The following is a 19,297-nucleotide window of genomic DNA, read 5'->3' as shown; positions in this document are numbered from 1 at the left end:
ACTTTCATCGGCCCGCTGACTCCCCTGACGCGAGCCAGCCCCTCGCGCCTTCAGCACGGATGTCCCAACACCCCCGCAGGAGCGACCACCCATGACGTCGAGCACCGACGCCGGTTCGACCGAACAGTCGACGGCGCAGGCCCGCACTGAGCGTTCAGCTGCCCAGCGCCCGGCCCGCCCGAGCACCGATGCCCCGGTCGCACCGCGCGCCCGCACCGGCAAGCCGGTCCGCCGCCGGTCCGAAGGCCAGTGGGCCCTCGGTTACCGCGAGCCGCTGAACCCGAACGAGCAGTCCAAGAAGGACGACAACCCGCTCAACGTGCGTTCGCGCATCGAGAACATCTACGCCAAGGGCGGCTTCGACTCGATCGACAAAGCCGACCTGCGTGGCCGTTTCCGCTGGTGGGGTCTCTATACCCAGCGTGAAGAGGGCTACGACGGCACCTTCACCGACGACGACAACATCGACCTGCTCGAAGCCAAGTACTTCATGATGCGGGTGCGGTGCGACGGCGGTGCGCTTTCCGCCGCCCAGCTGCGCACGATCGGCCAGATCTCCACCGAGTTCGGCCGCGACACCGCCGACCTGTCCGACCGCGAGAACGTCCAGTACCACTGGATCGAGGTCGAGAACGTCCCGGAGATCTGGCGCCGGCTCGAGTCGGTCGGTCTGCACACCACCGAGGCGTGCGGCGACTGCCCGCGCGTGGTCCTCGGTTCGCCGCTCGCGGGCGAGTCGCTCGACGAGATCATCGACCCCACCTGGGCGATCGACGAGATCGTCAAGCGCTACATCGGGAAGAAGGAGTACTCGAACCTTCCCCGCAAGTTCAAGACCGCGATCTCGGGCCAGCAGGACGTGGTGCACGAGATCAACGACATCGCCTTCGTCGGCGTGAACCACCCCGAGCACGGCCCCGGCCTCGATCTCTGGGTCGGCGGCGGTCTGTCCACCAACCCGATGCTGGCGCAGCGCGTCGGCGCTTTCGTGCCCCTCGAAGAGGTCCCCGACGTGTGGGAAGCGGTCGTCTCGCTCTACCGCGACTACGGCTACCGCCGCCTGCGCACCAAGGCCCGCCTGAAGTTCCTGATCAAGGACTGGGGCATCGAGAAGTTCCGTCAGGTACTCGAGGACGAGTACCTGAAGCGCAAGCTCATCGACGGTCCGGCACCCGTGCAGCCGGCCAAGCCCATCGACCACGTCGGTGTCCAGAAGCTGCGCAACGGCCTGAACTCCGTCGGCTTCTCCCCCATCGCCGGTCGCGTCTCGGGCACCATCCTGAGCAAGGTCGCCGACGCCGCCGAGAAGTACGGCTCGGATCGCATCCGCTTCACCCCGTACCAGAAGCTGATCGTCCTCGACATCCCCGACGACCAGGTCGACGCGCTGATCGACGAACTCGAACCGCTCGGCCTGCAGGCCCGCCCCTCGGTCTGGCGTCGAAACCTCCTCGCCTGCAGCGGCATCGAGTTCTGCAAGCTGTCCTTCGTCGAGACCCGCAAGCGTTCGCAGGTGCTCGCACCCGAACTCGAGCAGCGCCTGGCCGACATCAACGCCGAACTCGACGTGCCGATCACCATCAACATCAACGGGTGCCCGAACTCGTGCGGCCGGTCCCAGATCGCCGACATCGGCTTCAAGGGCCAGCTCGTCGACGACGGCACCGGGAATCAGGTGGAGGGTTTCCAGGTTCATCTCGGTGGCAGCCTCGGCCTGGACAGCGCGTTCGGCCGGAAGTTGCGTCAGCACAAGGTGACCAGCGTCGAGCTCGGTGACTACATCGATCGCGTCGTCCGCAACTTCGTCAAGAACCGGGAATCCGGGGAACGCTTCGCGGTGTGGGCTGTGCGCGCCGACGAGGCCGACCTCCGATAGTCGATGAGGAGATCCCCACTGTGACAACGAATCTCGCGGCCAAACTGTCCGAAGCCGAATTGCGCGCGCTCGCCGAGCAGGGCGCGGCGGAGCTGGGCCCCGACGCCTCGCCCGCCGACCTGATCGCCTGGACCGACCGCAACTTCGGGAACGGCTACATCGTCGCCTCGAACATGCAGGACGGTGTGCTGGTCCACCTGGCCGCGCAGACCCGTCCCGGTGTGGACGTGCTGTTCCTCGACACCGGCTACCACTTCGCCGAGACCATCGGCACCCGCGACGCGGTCGAGGCCGTGTACGGGGTGAATGTGGTGAACGTGCGCCCCGAGGCGAGCGTCACCGAGCAGGACGAACTGCTCGGCAAGGATCTGTTCGCCCGCGACGCCGCCGAATGCTGCCGGCTGCGCAAGGTGGTCCCGCTGAAGAAGTCGCTGAACGGCTACAACGCGTGGATCACCGGCATCCGCCGCGTCGAGGCGCCCACCCGCGCCAACGCGCCACTGATCTCGTTCGACGAAGCCTTCGGCCTGGTGAAGATCAACCCGATCGCACCGTGGTCCGACGACGAGATGCAGGCCTACATCGAGGCCAACGGCATTCTCGTCAATCCCCTGGTGGAGGAGGGCTACCCGTCCATCGGCTGCGCGCCGTGCACGCGCAAGCCCGAGCCGGGGTCCGATCCGCGCAGCGGCCGCTGGGCCGGTATCGCCAAGACCGAATGCGGATTGCACCAATCATGACCATCACCACCACTGGGAGTGAGCCTGTGAGTACCAACACCACCGAACGCGAACTCGGCCTGTCCGAGTTCGACACCCTCGCGGCGCTGGAATCCGAGGCGATCCACATCTTCCGTGAGGTCGCGGGCGAATTCGAGCGTCCCGTGATCCTGTTCTCCGGCGGCAAGGACTCCACCGTCCTGCTGCACCTGGCGCTCAAGGCCTTCTGGCCCGCGCCGCTGCCGTTCACGCTGCTGCACGTGGACACCGGCCACAACCTCGACGAGGTGCTCGAGTTCCGCGACAAAGTGGTCGAGCGCTACGGCCTTCGCCTGCACGTGGCCTCGGTCGAGGAGTACCTGGCCGACGGCCGCCTGACCGAGCGTCCCGACGGTATCCGCAACCCGTTGCAGACCGTGCCGCTGCTCGACGCCATCACCGAGCACCGCTTCGACGCGGTCTTCGGCGGCGGTCGTCGCGACGAGGAGCGCTCGCGCGCCAAGGAGCGGATCTTCTCGCTGCGCAACGCCTTCGGGCAGTGGGATCCGAAGCGTCAGCGCCCCGAGCTGTGGAACCTCTACAACGGCAAGCACGCGCCGGGTGAGCACGTGCGCGTGTTCCCGCTGAGCAACTGGACCGAGCTCGATATCTGGCGCTACATCGCCCGCGAGGACATCGACCTGGCGTCGATCTACTACGCGCACGAGCGTCCGGTGTACTCCCGTGACGGCATGTGGATGACGCCCGGCGTGTGGGGCGGCCCGAACGAGAACGAGGTCCTCGAGACCCGTTCGGTGCGCTACCGCACCGTCGGCGACGGCTCCACCACCGGCGCCATCATCTCCGACGCCGCCGACAACCAGGCCATCCTGGCCGAGGTCGCGGCGTCACGACTGACCGAACGTGGCGCTACGCGTGGCGACGACCGTGTGTCCGAAGCCGCCATGGAAGACCGCAAGCGAGAGGGTTATTTCTGATGTCCGACCTATTGAGGCTGGCCACCGCCGGTTCTGTCGACGATGGCAAGTCCACGCTGGTCGGACGGCTGCTCTACGACACGAAGTCCGTGCTGGCCGATCAGATCGACGCGGTCACCCGCGCCTCGGTCGACCGTGGACTGTCCACGCCGGACCTGTCGCTGCTCGTCGACGGCCTGCGCGCCGAGCGTGAGCAGGGCATCACCATCGACGTGGCGTACCGCTACTTCGCCACGCCCAAGCGGTCTTTCGTGCTGGCCGATACGCCGGGGCACGTGCAGTACACCCGCAACACGGTGTCGGGCGCGTCCACGGCGCAGCTGGTGATCCTGCTGACCGACGCACGCAAGGGCGTCATCGAGCAGACCCGTCGCCATGCGGCCGTGCTGGCACTGCTCGGTGTGCCGCGTCTGGTGCTCGCGGTGAACAAGATCGACCTCGTCGACAACCCGGCCGAGGTGTTCGCCGAGATCTCCGCCGAGTTCAACGAGCTCACCTCGAAGCTGGGCTGGGCCACCGAGGACGTCATCGAGATCCCGGTCTCGGCGCTGCACGGCGACAACATCGCCAGCCGCTCCGAGAACACCCCGTACTACAACGGCCCGTCGCTGATCGAGCACCTGGAGTCCGTTCCGGTGGACGCTGATTCGACTGGTACGCACGCGCTGGGTCTGCGTTTCCCGGTGCAGTACGTGATCCGTCCGCGCACGGCCGAATACCCCGACTACCGGGGTTACGCGGGTCAGATCGCGGCCGGTTCGGTGTCACCCGGCGACGAGATCGTGGTGCTGCCCTCGGGTAAGAAGACCACCGTCGAGCGCATCGACACCCCGGACGGCGAACTGGCCGTGGCGCAGGTCGGGCGCAGCGTGACGCTGATCCTGGCCGACGAGGTCGACATCTCACGCGGCGACATCATCGCCTCGGTGCACGACGCGCCGGAGTCGATCGACACCTTCGACGCGACCGTGTGCTGGCTCGGCGACAAGGGTCTGCGTCCCGGCGCCCGGCTGCTGCTCAAGCACGGCGCCAAGACCACCCAGGCCATCGTCGGCGCGCTCGTGGAGCGGTTCGACGAGCAGACGCTCACCGCACAGGCCGGCCCGGAGTCGTTGGAGCTCAACGACATCGGTCGCGTCTCGCTGCGCTTGGCCGAGCCGATCCCGGCCGACGACTACCGCACCAACCGGCACACCGGGTCGTTCCTGCTGATCGACCCCGCCGGTGGCAACACGCTCGCGGCCGGCCTGGTCGGCGACGTGCTGACCTCGGTCGAGGTCGGTACCGCGGTCTGATGTATCGCCTGCCCGCTCCGCCGCGTGGTGCCGTTGCGGTGCCGCGCGGCGCGGGCGGGCCCGCGTTGATCGCGGTTGCCCATGGCAGCCGCGATCCGCGTTCGGCGGCGACCATGGCGGCCGTGGTCGCCGACGTTGCCGCTGCCCGGCCCGACATCCCGGTCCGGCTGGCTTTTCTGGATCTCAGCACGCCCTCGGTGGACGAGGTGGTCGACGACCTCGCCACCCAGGGGCACACCGACGTGATCGTCGTTCCGCTCCTGCTGGGCAACGCTTTTCACGCGCGGGTCGACCTTCCGGCGCTACTGGCCGAGGCAGGCCGCCGTCATCCCCGGCTGCAACTCACCCAGGCGGCGGTACTCGGCCCCGATCCGCTGCTCATCGCCGCGGTAGCCGACCGAGTCGCACTCTCCTGCCGCGTCCCCCCGCTCCCCACCCTGGTCACACCGTTGGTCCCAGCCTTTCCGGGTGCGCTCGCTGCCACAACAGATCCGTTGAGTGATGCTCCGGTCGGAATCGCCGTCGCCGCGGTCGGTTCGCGCGACGCCGCGGCCAATCGGCGGACCGCGGTGGTATCTCGACGACTGGCGGCGGTGACCGGCTGCCCTACTGAAATGTGCTTCGCGACAGTCGAACCCAGTGTCGATCTGGCGGTGGATCAGCTGCGCGCCCGCGGCGCCGAACGCATCGTCGTCGCGCCGTGGTTTCTGGCGCCGGGGCTGCTCACCGACCGGCTGGTCGCGGCCGCGCCCGAGGTCGTGCATGCCGACGTGATCGGAGCACACTCCGCGCTGGTCGACGTGATCTGGGCTCGATACGACACTTCCGTCGCCACCGAGCTCGTACTCTCGGCCTGATCCCAGCAGATCCGGGCCGCTTGGTCCCGCCCCGAATGGGGTAACCCCTCGCGCTGCCCTCGATTCGGCCGAGCCCACTCCGACCGGTTCGGGACGCGAGCGGGAGGTTCGCGCTGCCCACATCCGCACCCGCGACGATCCGCGCCTTCACTTCGGATCGACGTCGCCATCACCTCTACGGCCAGAAGTTCGCCTGTATCGCGTCTACTGGTGCGGCTCTCGGCACAACCGGACTCGGCATCCACGGTGGCGCAGCTCACACGCATTCCACTCTTTACGATATACCCCCCAGGGGTATATGTTCGTATCAACGCACAGCGAACTGAGAGAGGCGAAACGATGACCACCAACGCCCACGCCGGACACACCGCACACGTCAACGCCGCAGCCCAGCCCGGCCACGTCGAACAGAGCACCGCGCACGGCGGACACGCCGAACACGGCGGCGGTGCGCACGCCCCGCACAACGGTCACGCGCCGCAGGGTGGCGCCCATGAAGGACACGAGGCCCACTCCGAGCACGGCGGTGGCACTCACGCCGGACACGGCACACACGCAGCCGGGCACGATGCGGGCCTGCCCGGGGGCCTGCGGATTACGCAGGACGGGTACACCCTCGACCTCGACACCACGATCGCCGAGCCCGGCAAGATCGACTTCCGATTCCGGATTCTCGGCCCGGACGGGTCGGCAGTGACCGAGTTCGACGCGATTCACGATCGCGAACTGCACCTGATCGTGGCGCGTCGCGAGCTGACCGGGTTCTGGCATGTACACCCGCGACGGGAAGCGGACGGCACCTGGGTGATCCAGCTGGACCTCCCCGAAGCCGGGGCTTATCGGGTGTTCACCGATATCGCACCGCGCGCACTCGGCCGCACCATCACCCTCGGCGCCGATCTGGCGATCGCGGGACACTATGCGCCACAGCCGGTTCCGGTGGTGAACCGCACCACCGAGGTCGACGGCTATCAGGTGACAGTGGCCGGTGAGTTGCGCACCGAGGGCGATCTACTGACGCTCACCGTGCGCAAAGACGGCGAGCCGGTGACAGATCTGCAGCCGTACCTGGCGGCTTTCGGCCACCTCGTCATCCTGCGCGCGGGAGACCTCGCGTACGTCCACGTCCACCCCAACGGCGAACCCGGCGACGGAGTCACGCCTTCGGGTCCCGAAGTCACCTTCCACACGGCGGTTCCGGGCCCCGGGACCTACCGCCTGTTCCTGGACTTCCAGCACAACGATGTCGTCCGGACAGCCGCATTCACCCTCACCACTCTGGAGATCCCGGCTCCCTGACACGGCGACTGTTGCCGTGTCAGGCCAGAGCGCATCCGCGAACCCGGTCGGCTACGTTCGACTCGGCGCGTCCGACAACAAGCGGGTCGCGATGGTGCGGGCCGCTTCCACACGAGCCGAATCACCGGTCTGGCGAGCGACATTGGCGGCGCTCACGATCGCGTCCAGTTCGAAGACCAGCAGATCGGGGTCGACGTCGACGAGTTCGCCCATGGCCTGAGCCTTCCGGACCTCACCGGCCAGGAAGGACAGCCAGTAGTCGTGGTCGGCGACGACGGCGTCGCGCACGGGACCGGGCTTGCTGCTGAATTCGGTGAGGGTGGCCACCCGGAAGCAGCCGCCGGGGAAGGGCGGATTCTCGATGTGCGCGAACCAGCCGTCGATCAGCGCGCGAACCCGGGTTCCACCGCGTGGCGCGCGCAGGCCGGGGGCGATGACTCGTTCGATGAAGATGTCACGGCCCGCCTGAACGGCGGCGAGTTGGAGCGCCTCTTTGGTACCGAAGAGGGTGGCGATGCCGCTCTTGCTGATGCCGAGGTCGGTGGCGAGCCGGCCGATGCTGAGGCCGTCGAGACCCTCGACAGAGGCGAGTTCGGCGGCGCGCCGGGCGATGGTGGCGCGCGCACGGGCGCCCTTGGCCAACCGCTGATCGCTCGGTTCCGACAACTGGGTCATGTGCATCATTGTTCCACTGCGGGGTTGCGAAGGCGAACGATCGGTCGTACTTTTATTTACGAACGATCGTACGTTCTTATTCTCCCCCTCGAAGGACTCCGCATGACCGACGTGACAGCTCGGCCCGAAGATCCGCTCAGCACAGCTACTCCCGACAGCAGCGCCGCAGGCCGCACCCTCGCCGTCGCCTCGGGCGCGGCATTCATCGCCTTCCTCGACCTCTCGGTCGTCAACATCGCGTTCCCGACGATCGCCCTGAGCTATCCCGGCACCCCCACCGGGACGCTGACCTGGATCGTCAGCGGCTACGCGATCGCGTTCGCGGCGCTGCTCACCCCGGCCGGGCGCATCGCCGACGCACTGGGTCGCCGTCGCCTGTTCGCGCTGGCACTGGCCGGATTCGCCATCACCTCGCTGCTGTGCGGGCTGGCGCCCGGCGCGGGCTGGCTCATCGCCGGACGGGTCCTGCAGGGCATCGCGGCGGCGTTCATGGTGCCCGCGGCACTCGGGCTGGTCCTGGAGGCCACGCCACGAGCGAAGATCGGCGCCGCCATCGGCGCCTGGTCGGCCGCCGGTGGTTTCGCGGCGGTGGTCGGCCCGGCGCTGGGTGGCGCGTTGGTCGAGGCGTTCGGCTGGCGCGCGGTGTTCCTGATCAATGTGCCGATCGCGTTGGCGCTGATCGTGCCGGGGCTGCGGCTGCCCGGCGGCGACCAGGGCTCCCGCGAGACGACGCTGCCCGATCCGCTCGGCACGCTCGCCGTCGCGATCGGGCTCGGTGCGATCGTCGCGGCCGTCACCGAAGGCCAGTCGTGGGGGTGGACCGCACCCGGCACGCTCGTCGCCTTGCTCGGCGGTCTCGCGCTGACCACGTTCGCGCTGCTTCGCTCCCGTCGGCACGCCAATCCCGCTGTCGCCGTGGCACTGTGGCGTGATCGGCAATTCGCCGTGGCGAATGCGGGTTCGTTCCTGTTCGGCGCCTCGATGTTCGCCTGGCTGCTGGCCGGTCCGCTGTTCCTCGATGCCATCTGGGGCTACTCCGTCCTCGAATCGGCGGCGGCGCTGACCGTCGGCGCGGTGGCCTCGATGGTGACCGCCGTTGTCACCGGGCGGATTACGGCACCGGCAGGCCAGCGGTGGGTAGGTGTGCTCGGGGCGCTGATGTCGACAGCCGCGCTGGTCTGGATGAGCACCGACGCCTTCGGGCCCGAACCCGCGCTGTGGACAGCGTGGATTCCGGCGGGCGTGCTCGGCGGCGGCGGGATCGGCATCGTCGTCACGGTGTTCGGCACCGCGGCAGCGAGTTCTGTTCCACCGCAGCAGTTCGCGGCGGGTATCGGAATGAACGTCACCGCCCGGCAGGTGGGCGGAGCACTCGGCATCGCCGTCCTGGCGGCCATCTTCTCGGCGACCTCCGACGACCCCCTTCGCGGCTTCCACCTGCTGTTCGCCGTGTGCGCGGCCATCAACCTCGCCGTCGCCCTGCTGCTCGCCGCGCCGTCGCGGGCTCGTTCGACCGACTGAACCAGAGGAGATCGACATGTCTTCCAGCACACCGCTATCCGTGCAGTTCTCCGCCGAGGCCGATGATCCACTCGTACTGGCACCGGAGCAGGCCGCCGCACTGCTCGCGGGGGCGCCGTGGCAGCGTTTCGCGGTGCTCGGCGATTCGATCGCCGCGGGGACGGGTGACCCCAGTCCCGGATACGCTCCCACCGGCTGGGCCGATCGGGTCGCGGCACACCTCACCTCGGTGAATCCCGCACTGGCCTATCGCAATACGGGCCGGATCGGCGCGACCAGCGGTCAGGTCATCGACCGGCAGCTCGCCGAAATCCTGGAGTTCGCACCGGATCTCGTGCACCTCAGCTGCGGCGGCAACGACCTGTTCACCGCAGGCGGTAACGTCGATCAACTGCACACGAATCTGTCGACGATCCTCACCGCGCTGGCCGCCACCGGGGCACAGCTGTCGATTTTCACCGTGGCCGACGTGTGGTCGGTCGAGCGGATGGCCCCGATGCGAGCCATGCGGCCGCAGATGATCGCGTTCAACGAGGTGGTGCGGGCGGTGGCCGCCGAATTCGATGCGGTGCTCACCGAATTCTGGAACCATCCGCTGCGGTCGAGACCCGAGTTGATGAGCGCGGACCTCATCCACTTCACCACGAGTGGGCACGCGGTGGTGGCCGGTGAGGTGGTCAGGTCGCTGGCCTCGCTCATCGACAGGTCGTAGTGGGGGCGGGGCGGTCGCAGCAGGATCGCCCCGCACAGACCTCAGCCGGCAACGGCCTGTGCGCCGATGCGTCGCTCACCTGTTGTCGTGCACCAATCGAGTACCGAGTGCGACCAGTTCGGATCTCACCTCGGCAGGACCGACCACCTCCACGTCGCCGCCCCAGCCCGCCAGCTGCCGGGCGACCATGTTCGCGGTATCGGCGGAGATCTGTGCTCGCACCCGACCGTCGGGTGCCGGGCCGAGCAGAGTGCAGTTGCGGCCCTGCTGATCGGCCAGGATGGGGGCGAGCTCGGTGGAGACGAGAACCGTCGCGGAAACGGCGGCGCGCCGCCCCTCCATCTGCTCGACGACCTGCGCCCATTCCGCGTGGAGATCGAAATCCGCTGGTCGGTCGGCTGTTTCGTCGAGCGTGATGGCCTCGGCGATCCGGTCGAGGCGGAAGGTTCGCTGCCCGCGGTCGGTGCCCGCGATGAGATACCAGACCGTCTCCTTCTCGACCAAGCCCCACGGATCGATCGTGCGGACCGTGCGTTCCCCCTTGCGCAGGTATTCGATGCGCACGCGGCGGCGATCCACCACCGAGCGGCGCAGCGTATCGAGCACCGCGGGTGCTCGAGGATCGGGACGACCCCACCGCGCCGGATCGACCACAACCGCGTCGGCTGCGGCGGCCGCATCGGCGCGGAAAGTGTGCGGCAGGGCGCGGACCAGTTTACGAAGGGCCGACTTCAGTTCGGGGGCGGCCTGGGCCGCCGGACCCGCGAGCAGGAACAGCGCCCTGGTCTCCCCCGCCGTCAGCCCGGACAGGTCTGTGCGGGCGCCGCCGATCAGCGACCAACCGCCCCCGCGACCCGATTGCGGATAGACCGGGATGCCCGCGGCCGACAAAGCCTCCAGGTCACGGCGGGCCGTCGCCACCGAGACTTCGAGCTCGGCCGCGACCTCCGCGGCCGTCACCCGCCCGCGTGCCTGCATCAACAACAGGGTGGCTACCAATCTGTCCGCTCGCATACTCGGCAATTCTGCCGAACAAAGTGCTCATTCGGTGAGCACTTTGGCTGGCAAGGTCGTTGTCACACCGAAGCGACAACCGAATGGAGCAGACATGCTGCGCGGAATGGCCACCACCACCTACTACGCCGACGACCTCACCGCCGCCAAGGACTGGTACAGCGAATTCCTCGGCATCGCGCCGTATTACGAGGTACCCGGCGGGTACTACGAGTTTCGGCTCGGGCCGTTGCAAGCCGAGCTGGGCATCATCAACCGCGCGTATGCCCCGGCAGGCGCACGCAATGCACCGGGTGGAGGCGGAGTCGTGTTCTGGCAGGTCGACGACCTCGCGGCCACCTTCGCCCGGTTGCTCGAGCTCGGCGCCACCGAGTACGAGCCGATCACCGAACGCGGCGAAGGAGCCGGGTTCGCGACCGCGGCGGTGCTGGATCCGTTCGGCAATGTGCTCGGGATCATGGCGAACCCCCACTATGTGGCGATGACCGCGTCGATGCCGACCTAGGTCCCGCGTCAGGCTGTGGCGCCGGTGGCGACAACCGCGGTGCTCAGGCGAACCAGCGCTCGAGGACGGTGGCCACTCCGTCCTCGCTGACGTCTCCGGTCACCTCGTCGGCGAGGGCGAGCACCGCGTCGGGCGAGCCTGCCATCGCTACCGAATGTGCCGCCCAGCGCAACATCTCCCGGTCGTTGAAACCGTCGCCGATGGCCAGGGTCGCATCGGCCTCTACGCCGAGGAGGATCCGAAGTCGTTCCAGTGCCCAGCCTTTGGATACGCCGCGCCGGGAGACCGTGAGCCACGGACCGTACTCGCCGTGCACCCAGGAGGCATCGGGCACATCGAATTCTTGTAGGAGGCGCAGCATTTCGTCGGGGCTGCCGTCGGGCCACCAGCCGTTGAGGCGCGGGGTCGGCACACTGCTCAGTGTGCGGTGGTCGACCAATCGGAAGTCGCCGATCGAGAACTCCCCCGGCCCGTGCCCCGTCGCCCAGGTACCGACGCCCACCTGTTCCGCGGCGAAGATCATCGCTGGGAACAGTGCGCGCAGCGCGAGTACGGCAGGTCCCGGATCGAACGACTGGACCGCGACCGGCTCGCCACGCGCCACATCGATGTGCACAGCACCGTTGGAACACAACGCATGCCCCTCGGCGAGCCCGAGCTCGCTCAGCACCGGACGTGTGGTGAGCACCGTTCGCCCGGTGGTCACCACCACATGCGCGCCGGCCGACACCGCCGCTCGCACCACCGCCCCCACCCGCGCGCTGATATCGACCCCCTTCGCCAGCAGGGTCCCATCCACATCGAGCGCAATCAGCTTCGGCGCTCCCCCAGCTAAACCCACCGCCCTATTGTGCCCGCACCCACCGACAGCCCACCCCGGTTTCACTACCAGCGCTCCGACGACCGGCCGCGCGAACCGCATCGCCGTGGCTGCGGACCGCGAGATCGACTCTCGTGGCACACCCGTCCATGTCGCAGCGAGCCCCGCGACATGGACGTGATACCGCGGCCGGGCTACGCAGGCGCGTCAGCCGATCAGCAGCGAGAGCCGGAGCCGTCGGAGGAAGAGCTCGTCGGCGGTGGCGCGCTCGTGCACTGCGTGTTCGAGGACACTCAGCACTCCCGGGCGTTCTCCAGCGATGATGACGTCGAACTCTTCACGTGCGGAGTGCATTCGTCGATGTCGCCTACAACGTCGATGTCGCCTACAACGAAGCCCTAGAGTTCCCGTTCTCGCGCCCGACCTCGTTCGCCGATCGGATGTTCATCCCACCGGCGAGGCAAGGCCGACCTGTCAGTAGCAAGAACATTGATGCCGCGGCGGCTGCAACGGGCGTGACCCATGGTCAGCGGCGTGAGCCGCCACCGCCACCGCCGCCACCGCCGCCACCGGTGGAGCCACCTGCCGATGCGCCACCTTTGGAGCCTCCCGAGGAAGCGCCGCCGGAGGACGCACCCCCTGAAGACGCACCACCTGATGCCGCACCACCGGAGGACACACCGCTGTCGGATCCGCCGCCGGAGGACGCACCACCTGACACGCCACCACCGGACGCACCACCACCGGACGCACCACCACTGGACGCACCACCACCGGACGCACCACCGCCTGACGCGCCACCACCGGACGCACCACCGCCTGACGCACCGCCACCGGACGCACCACCACCGGACGCACCACCGCCTGACGCACCACCACCGGACGCGCCGCCACCGGACGCACCACCGTCGGATCCACCACCACTGGACGCACCACCACCGGACGCACCACCGCCTGAGGCACCGCCGCCTGAGGCACCGCCACCGGACGCACCACCGTCGGATCCACCACCAGATGCACCACCACCGCCGGTGCCGCCGCCGTTCGATGCACCGCCATCAGACGCCCCGCCGCCGGTCGAGCCACCGGAAGTTCCTGTGCCGCTCGATGTTCCGCCACCGGTCGCGCCGCCTGTGGTATCCCCGTCGGTCGTACCGCCGGTCGGCGTTCCGCCCGAGGTGGTGCCACCGGTCCCGCCGGTCGAGGTGCCGGGGCTGGAAGGTGTTGTGCCGGTGCCGGTTCCACCGGTCGGGGTCGATCCCCCGACATCGACCGTCACGCCACCCGTACTCGGCGTGGATGTGCCACCGGTCGGTGTGGACGTGCCGTCCGTCGATGCCGTACCCGGCGACGGCGCGGTACCTACCGCGGGAACAGTGCCGGGCGAGGTCGGAGTGCCCGGCACTGCAGGAGTGCCAGGGCTCGAGACCGGGCCGCCGTGGGGAAGTTCGGGGGTGCCGGGGTTGGTCGGCGTGTTCTGGGGCTGGGCGGCCTGTTGGCCGAAGGGTAAGGGGTTGATGAAGCGGGCCGGGTCACCGTAGGTGGTACGGGCGAGGACCGGCGACTTGCAGTCGTTGCTGACGTCCGGGCGGCCGGGGGCGCCGCGGTCGGCGCTGCCGCCGGGGCGTGATGTGCCGCCGGGCGCGGTCGCGGGAGAGATGAAGTTCTCGTAGGCGCTGCGGGCCGCGGCTATGCCCGCCACCCGGATGCGGCCGTTGAGCGGGTCGACATCGCTGACCAGACCTGCGGTTCGGGCGGCGAGGAGGTCGGCGCTCATGTCGTAGAGCAACGCGTCGGCGGGAGCGCCCAGCACCGGGAACCGGTCGAGTACCGGCATCAGGCCGGGGTCGAAGGGGCTGCCGAACACGGTCATCGCCGACATGGCGAGCGCGGAAACGACTGCCGCGCTGGAGAACACCGCCACGTGCGGCACCGGGCCACCGGTTTGCTGCTCCGGCGCGAAGGTGCGAGCCGCCAAACCCGCCGCACCCGAGGCGATCACCTGGCCGGGGTCGGCGACGGTGACGAGCGGAACGCCGAGTTCGGCGAGGGTGCGGGCGACTTCGGGCGGACGCGAGGCACCGCCGACCACGAGAATGCGCGACAGGTCCGCGAGCCGCAGCCCCGCCGCGGATACGCTCTTGCTGACCAGCGGGAAGGTGTCGCGGATGTGCTCGGCGCGCAGCGCGTCGATGTTCACCATGGAGGTGAGGGTCTGGGTCGCGCGGCCCGGACCCGGGTCGCCCGCGTAGCGAGCGACCATCTCGCCGAGCGGCTTGCCACCGAAATCGATGGACCGCGTGGGAGTCCCGACCATCGGGTGGTGCGGCCAGTCGGGACCGACACGCAGGACGGTGAGGTCGAGGCTGGTGGCGCCCAGGTCGTAGACGAGCACGAAGCCCGGCTCCAGTGGGCCGCGATCGACCTCGAGCCATTCCGCGGCGGCGACCGGTTCCGGCACCAACAGGACCTCACCGGCGCCCGCGAGATGCAGCGCCTGGCCGAGTAACGAGACCTGTTTGTCGGTATAGACCGCCGGATAGGTCAACACGATCCCGGCGGGCGGTTCGGCCAGCTCGATCAGACCGGTGACCACCGCGGCGATCAGGTTGGTCGCCGAGTAGAACCGTCCACCCATCACCATCGGCTCGGGCTCGCGCGTGAGATCCGCGAAATCCGTGATCGCCGAGGCGAATTCGTTGATCGCGCCGATACGGGGCCTGCCCGCGTCGTCGAATGTCAGTGCGGTGCGTCGTGTTCGCACCGCCGGTTTGGCCGGATCGTCGGCGACTACCGCCGAAATCGCATTGACCGCACCGATACTCAAGCCCAGACCTCTGGTCATGTTTTTGCTATCCCGTCAACGCACCGTGACCACGTCCAGCACGCGAGCGCACCATGTGGCCGCGGTCGTCTTCCAAACAGCTCGCCTAGATTAACTGGCACGTCCGCGAATTGCTGCCGGATTGATACGGAAACCGCAACCATGCGTCACCACAAGGCGATTCATGCAGGTGAGATCGTTGAAGCCAATATATCCACCCCCCTGAACGCCCTCCCCGCGATTCACAGACTCCGAGAAGCAGCTACCTGCGAGTAATCGGACAGAGCGCCCATTGAATACATTCTTCAAGTTTGTTATCCCGCACATTCAGCACACTTACCGACCGGTAACCAATTCATTTACTACCAACGCGATTTCACTGGCGGCAAATTACATTCCCCCATTTCGAAGTCGGCCCACTTTCAGTGACACGTCAATGCAGCGACCGAATCCCGCCAGCACGACCCTGCGCGCGCCGGTTGACTGAAAGGACGGAGAGACACCGACCCGATGTTCGAAAAACCAAGGGAAAGAAGGCACTACGCATGTCCACTCGATTCGCCGACCAGGTCGTACTCATCACCGGCGCCGGCTCCGGCATCGGCAAGGCGGTCGCACTGCGAGTCGCGTCCGAGGGAGCCGCCGTGGTTCTCGGCTCCCGCGGCAAGGACCAGGGCGAGCAGGTCGCCGAGCAGATCAGGGCGGCGGGCGGCCGCGCGCTGTTCGTCGCGACCGATGTCACCGTCGATGCCGATGTCGAACGACTCACCCAGGCCGCGCTCACCGAGTACGGCCGCCTCGACGCGGCGTTCAACAACGCGGGCGCGGTGAACGCCTTCGGGCCGATCGCCGAGATCGATACCACGTCCTGGCGCGCCGACCTGGATCTGAACCTCGACGGCGTCTTCTACGGTCTGCGCCACCAGGTTCCGGCCATCACCGCCTCCGGCGGCGGCGCGATCCTGAACAACGCCTCCAACCTCGGAGTGGTCGGCATGGCGCACGTGGCGCCGTATGTGGCCGCCAAGCACGCCGTCGTCGGACTCACCCGGTCGGTGGCGCTCGAGACCGCGGCGACGGGTGTGCGGGTCAACGCGCTGATCTCCGGTGCGGTCGACACCCCGGCGTTCCGCGCCTCGATGGGCGCGACTCCCGAGGCGGAGGCGGCCATCGCGGCGCTGCACCCGATGGGCCGGATCTCCCAGCCCGACGAGGTCGCCGCGGTGTGCGCCTTCCTGCTCAGCCGCGAGGCGTCGTTCGTCACCGGTGCGGCCATCGCCGCGGACGGCGGCTTCACCGCGCAGTAGGCGCATACGAAAGGCCCGCAACGTCTCCCAGTGACGTTGCGGGCCTTCGCTTTTCGATCAGCTGCGAGCGAACAGCCGCTTCACCGAACGTTCCCGCTGCACCGCGGCGCCGCGGGCAACCGCCTGCGGGCGACGGGCACGAACGAGTCGGTCGAACTCGGCCGCGTCACGGGTGGGCTCGCGCAACTTGCCGCCGTTGAAATCGTCGGCGAGCTGCTGCACGGTCTCCTGCGCACACGACTTGTTGGTCCCGATGAAACCGGTCGGGCCGCGCTTGATCCAGCCGGTCACATATGTACCGGGGAAGACCTCACCACCGGGTGCGGTGAGCACCCGGCCCGCGTCGTTCGGGATCACCGCGCGAGCGTCGTCGAACGGCAGATCCACAGTCGGCACCCCTCGGTAGCCGACCGAGGTGAGCACGACACCGGCCTCGAGCAGTGTCGTATCACCGGTCGGCGTGGCGGCCACGCGACCTTCGGCATCGGCGACGAGCTCGTTGCGCTCCACCCGTACCCCGGTCACCGTGTCGGTGCCGACGATCTCCACCGGCGAGGACAGGTAGCGGAACACGATGCGCTTACGCTCACCGAACGGGCGATTCGCGACGCTGTGCAGCAGGCGCAGCTTCTGCTCCACCTTGTAGGGCAGATCCGGCGTGATCGCGGGCAGCTCGCCGTCGATCGCGATGTCGATATCGGCGGCCAGCAGGCCGACGAACTCGGGCACCGTGAACGCCGACTCGGCCGGACCACGACGGCCCAGGATCACAACCTCTTCGATCTTGCTCTCGCGCAATGCCTTCAGCGCGTACGGCGCGATATCGGTGTCGGCGAGCAGCGCCGGATTCACGGTCAGGATGCGGGCGACGTCGAGCGCGACGTTGCCGTTGCCGACGATCACGACCCGCTTCTGGTTCAGGTCGAACCGGTCCTCGGCGTGGTCGGGATGGCCGTTGTACCAGGCGACGAAGTCGGTGGCCGACACATTGCCCGCCAAGCCTTCGCCAGGAATGTCCAGCTTGCGATCCGAGGACGCGCCCACGGCGTAGATCACGCCGTGGAAGTGCTCGAGCAGCTCGGCATGGCTGATGTGCTTGCCGATCTCGACATCGAGGTAGGTACCGAAGTCGTCCTGCTTCGACATGATGTCGAACAGGTCGGCGACCTTACGGGTGTGCTTGTGATCGGGCGCGACGCCCAGGCGCGCCAGCCCGTAGGCCTGCGGCAGGCGGTCGAACATCGTGACCGCGACACCGGGCTGGGTGAGCAGCTCGTCGGCGGCGTACATCGCCGAGGGACCCGATCCCACGATGGCGACGCGCAGCGGGGAGCGCTGCGTGTCGATCGCGGGCGGCATCACCGGCGCGGCCAACGTCGGCCGATCCCGCTGCACACGGTAGAAGTCGGCGTTGATCTCGATGAACGGCTTCTGCTCGTCGGTCAGCTTCTTCGACGAGGTGATGGCATCGACGGGGCATGCGGTGGCACAGGCACCACAGTCCACGCAGGCCGCCGGATCGACGTAGAGCATCTCTGCGGTACGGAAATCCGGCTCATCCGGGGTGGGATGAATACAGTTGACCGGGCATGCGTAGACGCACGAGGCGTCACTACAGCATGACTGGGTAACGACATATGGCATATTGCTATCGTCTCAGGCGGCGTGCTTAGCGGAGCGCTTGGGCTCCGAGCGGTACCGGCTGGACGGGCCGTCGATGCCGAACATCTTCCACACCTTGCGGGCGACCGGGTTCATCAGACCGATCTCCTCGGCGAGCGCGCGCACGTCGATGAAGTAATCGGCGAAGACCTGCTTGGCCTCCTTGGAGCCGTAGAACAGCTCCTTGCGCACGTCGGCGGGCATGTCGAACTGCTTGAAGAAGGTCTTCGGCGGGGTCGCGATGGCCCGGCCGAGGATGAACATGATGGTCGGCATGGCCAGCGACAGCACGAACTTGTTGAACGAGCGCTGCGCGGGCACGTTCTTCTTCAGGAACTCGTGCGCGAAGGAGATGTGGCGAGCTTCCTCGGCCACGTGGATCGCCATCACGCCGCGCATGATCGGGTGAATGTCGTCACCCGAGCGCAGGATGTCCTTCTGGATGTGGTCGATCGGCTCTTCGCCGGCGAGTACGGCCATGAAGAACAGGTTCGGCATCAGCGCGCCGACCGGGGAGACCAGGTGGCGCAGCTGACGCACGAGCGGGTTCATGCCCGGCACGTCGGCGACGCGGTTCACCATCTCCTGGAACATCAGGGTGTGGTTGTGCTCTTCGATCATCTCGTGCGAGCAGTACCGGAATTCCGGGTCGTTGTTCTTCAGGTTGAAGATGTGCTGCATCATGCCGACGATCAGGATCGCCTCGAACTGCAGGCCGACCTTGGCCACGTTGGCCTGACGGACCTTGCCGATCTCGATCTTGGTGTCCAGCGGCAGCGCCTGGTACCAGGGGTGGCGACCGATGGGGTCGGCCGAGGTGACCAGGACCCAGCGCTCGGGCTTGCAGTTCGGATCGAAGTCGGGGGCGTCCCAGTCGATGTCCTCGAACGGGTCGAAGTGGCGATCGACCGATGCCTCGGACAGCATCAGCAACTTCTCGGCGTACGCCTGAGCCTCCGCGACTACAGGATCGACGTCAGGGGTGGTGGGCGCAGACATCGTCGTCACTGCCTCTCCTCTAGGGACGTTTACTGTTTCCAATGGTTACACCTACACCGAGTCACGTCAACTCCATGCCATGCCGAATTTCTCGTGTTCGGCGTGGCGAAAGCCCTGTTGAGGAAGCTACTCACCAGTAAAAATGCCTCTACCTGTGACACTGCGTCATGCACAGTCTTCGAGGGTCCGCGGTGAGACACGAAAAAAAGTTGTCCGGCGAGCGCGTCGAACCGGC

The 19,297-nt window shown here is 67.8% G+C and carries 17 protein-coding genes; 10 read left to right on the top strand and 7 right to left on the bottom strand.

What is annotated here, in order from left to right; all coding sequences use genetic code 11:
* Positions 1-91 precede the first annotated feature (91 nt).
* The 6 genes from ACFQ9R_RS25950 to ACFQ9R_RS25925 all read left to right on the top strand — a co-directional run bounded on the left by ACFQ9R_RS25950 (position 92) and on the right by ACFQ9R_RS25925 (position 7,023).
* Positions 92-1,876: a nitrite/sulfite reductase gene (locus ACFQ9R_RS25950; RefSeq protein WP_378993850.1), complete on the top strand. Its 1,785-nt coding sequence runs from the start codon at positions 92-94 to the stop codon at positions 1,874-1,876.
* 20 nt (positions 1,877-1,896) lie between these two features.
* A complete protein-coding gene (locus ACFQ9R_RS25945; protein ID WP_378993848.1) occupies positions 1,897-2,616 on the top strand; it encodes a phosphoadenylyl-sulfate reductase in 720 nt (239 codons plus the stop codon).
* Entirely contained in the window at positions 2,595-3,572 is a 978-nt protein-coding gene (gene cysD, locus ACFQ9R_RS25940; protein WP_378993846.1) for a sulfate adenylyltransferase subunit CysD, read from the top strand. The genes ACFQ9R_RS25945 and cysD overlap by 22 nt, the downstream gene beginning before the upstream one ends.
* Entirely contained in the window at positions 3,572-4,867 is a 1,296-nt protein-coding gene (locus ACFQ9R_RS25935) for a sulfate adenylyltransferase subunit 1 (protein WP_378993844.1), read from the top strand. The genes cysD and ACFQ9R_RS25935 overlap by 1 nt, the downstream gene beginning before the upstream one ends.
* Positions 4,867-5,724: a sirohydrochlorin chelatase gene (locus tag ACFQ9R_RS25930; protein WP_378993842.1), complete on the top strand. Its 858-nt coding sequence runs from the start codon at positions 4,867-4,869 to the stop codon at positions 5,722-5,724. Before ACFQ9R_RS25935 ends, ACFQ9R_RS25930 begins: the two co-directional genes overlap by 1 nt.
* Positions 5,725-6,063: 339 nt before the next feature.
* Positions 6,064-7,023, top strand: a complete 960-nt coding sequence (locus ACFQ9R_RS25925) for a hypothetical protein (protein ID WP_378993840.1) — start codon at positions 6,064-6,066, stop codon at positions 7,021-7,023.
* Between the two features lie 51 nt (positions 7,024-7,074).
* On the opposite strand, the gene ACFQ9R_RS25920 is transcribed toward ACFQ9R_RS25925, so the two are convergent.
* Positions 7,075-7,698 carry a TetR/AcrR family transcriptional regulator gene (locus ACFQ9R_RS25920; RefSeq protein WP_378993838.1) on the bottom strand — a complete coding sequence of 208 codons (624 nt, stop codon included), beginning with the start codon at positions 7,696-7,698 and terminating at the stop codon, positions 7,075-7,077.
* Between the two features lie 102 nt (positions 7,699-7,800).
* On the opposite strand from ACFQ9R_RS25920, the gene ACFQ9R_RS25915 reads away from it, so the two are divergent.
* Positions 7,801-9,219, top strand: coding sequence for an MFS transporter (locus ACFQ9R_RS25915; RefSeq protein ID WP_378993836.1), 1,419 nt, complete (start codon positions 7,801-7,803; stop codon positions 9,217-9,219).
* A 16-nt stretch (positions 9,220-9,235) separates the two neighbouring features.
* Positions 9,236-9,931 carry an SGNH/GDSL hydrolase family protein gene (locus ACFQ9R_RS25910; RefSeq protein ID WP_378993834.1) on the top strand — a complete coding sequence of 232 codons (696 nt, stop codon included), beginning with the start codon at positions 9,236-9,238 and terminating at the stop codon, positions 9,929-9,931.
* A 75-nt stretch (positions 9,932-10,006) separates the two neighbouring features.
* On the opposite strand, the gene ACFQ9R_RS25905 is transcribed toward ACFQ9R_RS25910, so the two are convergent.
* Positions 10,007-10,945, bottom strand: coding sequence for a helix-turn-helix transcriptional regulator (locus ACFQ9R_RS25905; RefSeq protein WP_378993831.1), 939 nt, complete (start codon positions 10,943-10,945; stop codon positions 10,007-10,009).
* A gap of 94 nt (positions 10,946-11,039) precedes the next feature.
* On the opposite strand from ACFQ9R_RS25905, the gene ACFQ9R_RS25900 reads away from it, so the two are divergent.
* Positions 11,040-11,450 carry a VOC family protein gene (locus tag ACFQ9R_RS25900; protein WP_378993829.1) on the top strand — a complete coding sequence of 137 codons (411 nt, stop codon included), beginning with the start codon at positions 11,040-11,042 and terminating at the stop codon, positions 11,448-11,450.
* A gap of 43 nt (positions 11,451-11,493) precedes the next feature.
* On the opposite strand, the gene ACFQ9R_RS25895 is transcribed toward ACFQ9R_RS25900, so the two are convergent.
* From ACFQ9R_RS25895 to ACFQ9R_RS25885, 3 genes are all read right to left on the bottom strand, one after another.
* The gene (locus tag ACFQ9R_RS25895) at positions 11,494-12,291 is read right to left on the bottom strand and encodes an HAD family hydrolase (protein ID WP_378993827.1); all 798 of its coding nucleotides are present in this window, start codon (positions 12,289-12,291) and stop codon (positions 11,494-11,496) included.
* A 186-nt stretch (positions 12,292-12,477) separates the two neighbouring features.
* Entirely contained in the window at positions 12,478-12,624 is a 147-nt protein-coding gene (locus ACFQ9R_RS25890) for a hypothetical protein (protein WP_378993825.1), read from the bottom strand.
* A gap of 172 nt (positions 12,625-12,796) precedes the next feature.
* Positions 12,797-15,115 carry an Hsp70 family protein gene (locus tag ACFQ9R_RS25885; RefSeq protein WP_378993823.1) on the bottom strand — a complete coding sequence of 773 codons (2,319 nt, stop codon included), beginning with the start codon at positions 15,113-15,115 and terminating at the stop codon, positions 12,797-12,799.
* A gap of 524 nt (positions 15,116-15,639) precedes the next feature.
* Between ACFQ9R_RS25885 and ACFQ9R_RS25880 the strand changes: the two genes are divergently transcribed.
* Positions 15,640-16,401, top strand: coding sequence for a glucose 1-dehydrogenase (locus tag ACFQ9R_RS25880; protein WP_378993821.1), 762 nt, complete (start codon positions 15,640-15,642; stop codon positions 16,399-16,401).
* 57 nt (positions 16,402-16,458) lie between these two features.
* On the opposite strand, the gene ACFQ9R_RS25875 is transcribed toward ACFQ9R_RS25880, so the two are convergent.
* Together ACFQ9R_RS25875 and ACFQ9R_RS25870 are read right to left on the bottom strand one after the other, a co-directional pair.
* A complete protein-coding gene (locus ACFQ9R_RS25875; protein ID WP_378657217.1) occupies positions 16,459-18,045 on the bottom strand; it encodes an FAD-dependent oxidoreductase in 1,587 nt (528 codons plus the stop codon).
* Between the two features lie 12 nt (positions 18,046-18,057).
* Positions 18,058-19,071, bottom strand: a complete 1,014-nt coding sequence (locus ACFQ9R_RS25870; protein WP_378993818.1) for a diiron oxygenase — start codon at positions 19,069-19,071, stop codon at positions 18,058-18,060.
* Positions 19,072-19,297 lie beyond the last annotated feature (226 nt).

The sequence above is a fragment of the Nocardia sp. NPDC056541 genome, from assembly GCF_042794235.1.
Lineage (GTDB): Bacteria > Actinomycetota > Actinomycetes > Mycobacteriales > Mycobacteriaceae > Nocardia.
This window is presented reverse-complemented; position numbering and strand designations above follow the sequence as displayed.

Coding starts and splice junctions, on each gene's coding strand:
- ACFQ9R_RS25900 (WP_378993829.1), top strand. CDS start 11,040: ATGCTGCGCGGAATGGCCACCACCACCTACTACGCCGACGACCTCACC.
- ACFQ9R_RS25885 (WP_378993823.1), bottom strand. CDS start 15,115: ATGACCAGAGGTCTGGGCTTGAGTATCGGTGCGGTCAATGCGATTTCG.
- ACFQ9R_RS25905 (WP_378993831.1), bottom strand. CDS start 10,945: ATGCGAGCGGACAGATTGGTAGCCACCCTGTTGTTGATGCAGGCACGC.
- ACFQ9R_RS25875 (WP_378657217.1), bottom strand. CDS start 18,045: ATGCCATATGTCGTTACCCAGTCATGCTGTAGTGACGCCTCGTGCGTC.
- ACFQ9R_RS25910 (WP_378993834.1), top strand. CDS start 9,236: ATGTCTTCCAGCACACCGCTATCCGTGCAGTTCTCCGCCGAGGCCGAT.
- ACFQ9R_RS25890 (WP_378993825.1), bottom strand. CDS start 12,624: ATGCACTCCGCACGTGAAGAGTTCGACGTCATCATCGCTGGAGAACGC.
- ACFQ9R_RS25930 (WP_378993842.1), top strand. CDS start 4,867: ATGTATCGCCTGCCCGCTCCGCCGCGTGGTGCCGTTGCGGTGCCGCGC.
- ACFQ9R_RS25935 (WP_378993844.1), top strand. CDS start 3,572: ATGTCCGACCTATTGAGGCTGGCCACCGCCGGTTCTGTCGACGATGGC.
- ACFQ9R_RS25925 (WP_378993840.1), top strand. CDS start 6,064: ATGACCACCAACGCCCACGCCGGACACACCGCACACGTCAACGCCGCA.
- cysD (WP_378993846.1), top strand. CDS start 2,595: ATGCGGATTGCACCAATCATGACCATCACCACCACTGGGAGTGAGCCT.
- ACFQ9R_RS25950 (WP_378993850.1), top strand. CDS start 92: ATGACGTCGAGCACCGACGCCGGTTCGACCGAACAGTCGACGGCGCAG.
- ACFQ9R_RS25915 (WP_378993836.1), top strand. CDS start 7,801: ATGACCGACGTGACAGCTCGGCCCGAAGATCCGCTCAGCACAGCTACT.
- ACFQ9R_RS25920 (WP_378993838.1), bottom strand. CDS start 7,698: ATGACCCAGTTGTCGGAACCGAGCGATCAGCGGTTGGCCAAGGGCGCC.
- ACFQ9R_RS25880 (WP_378993821.1), top strand. CDS start 15,640: ATGTCCACTCGATTCGCCGACCAGGTCGTACTCATCACCGGCGCCGGC.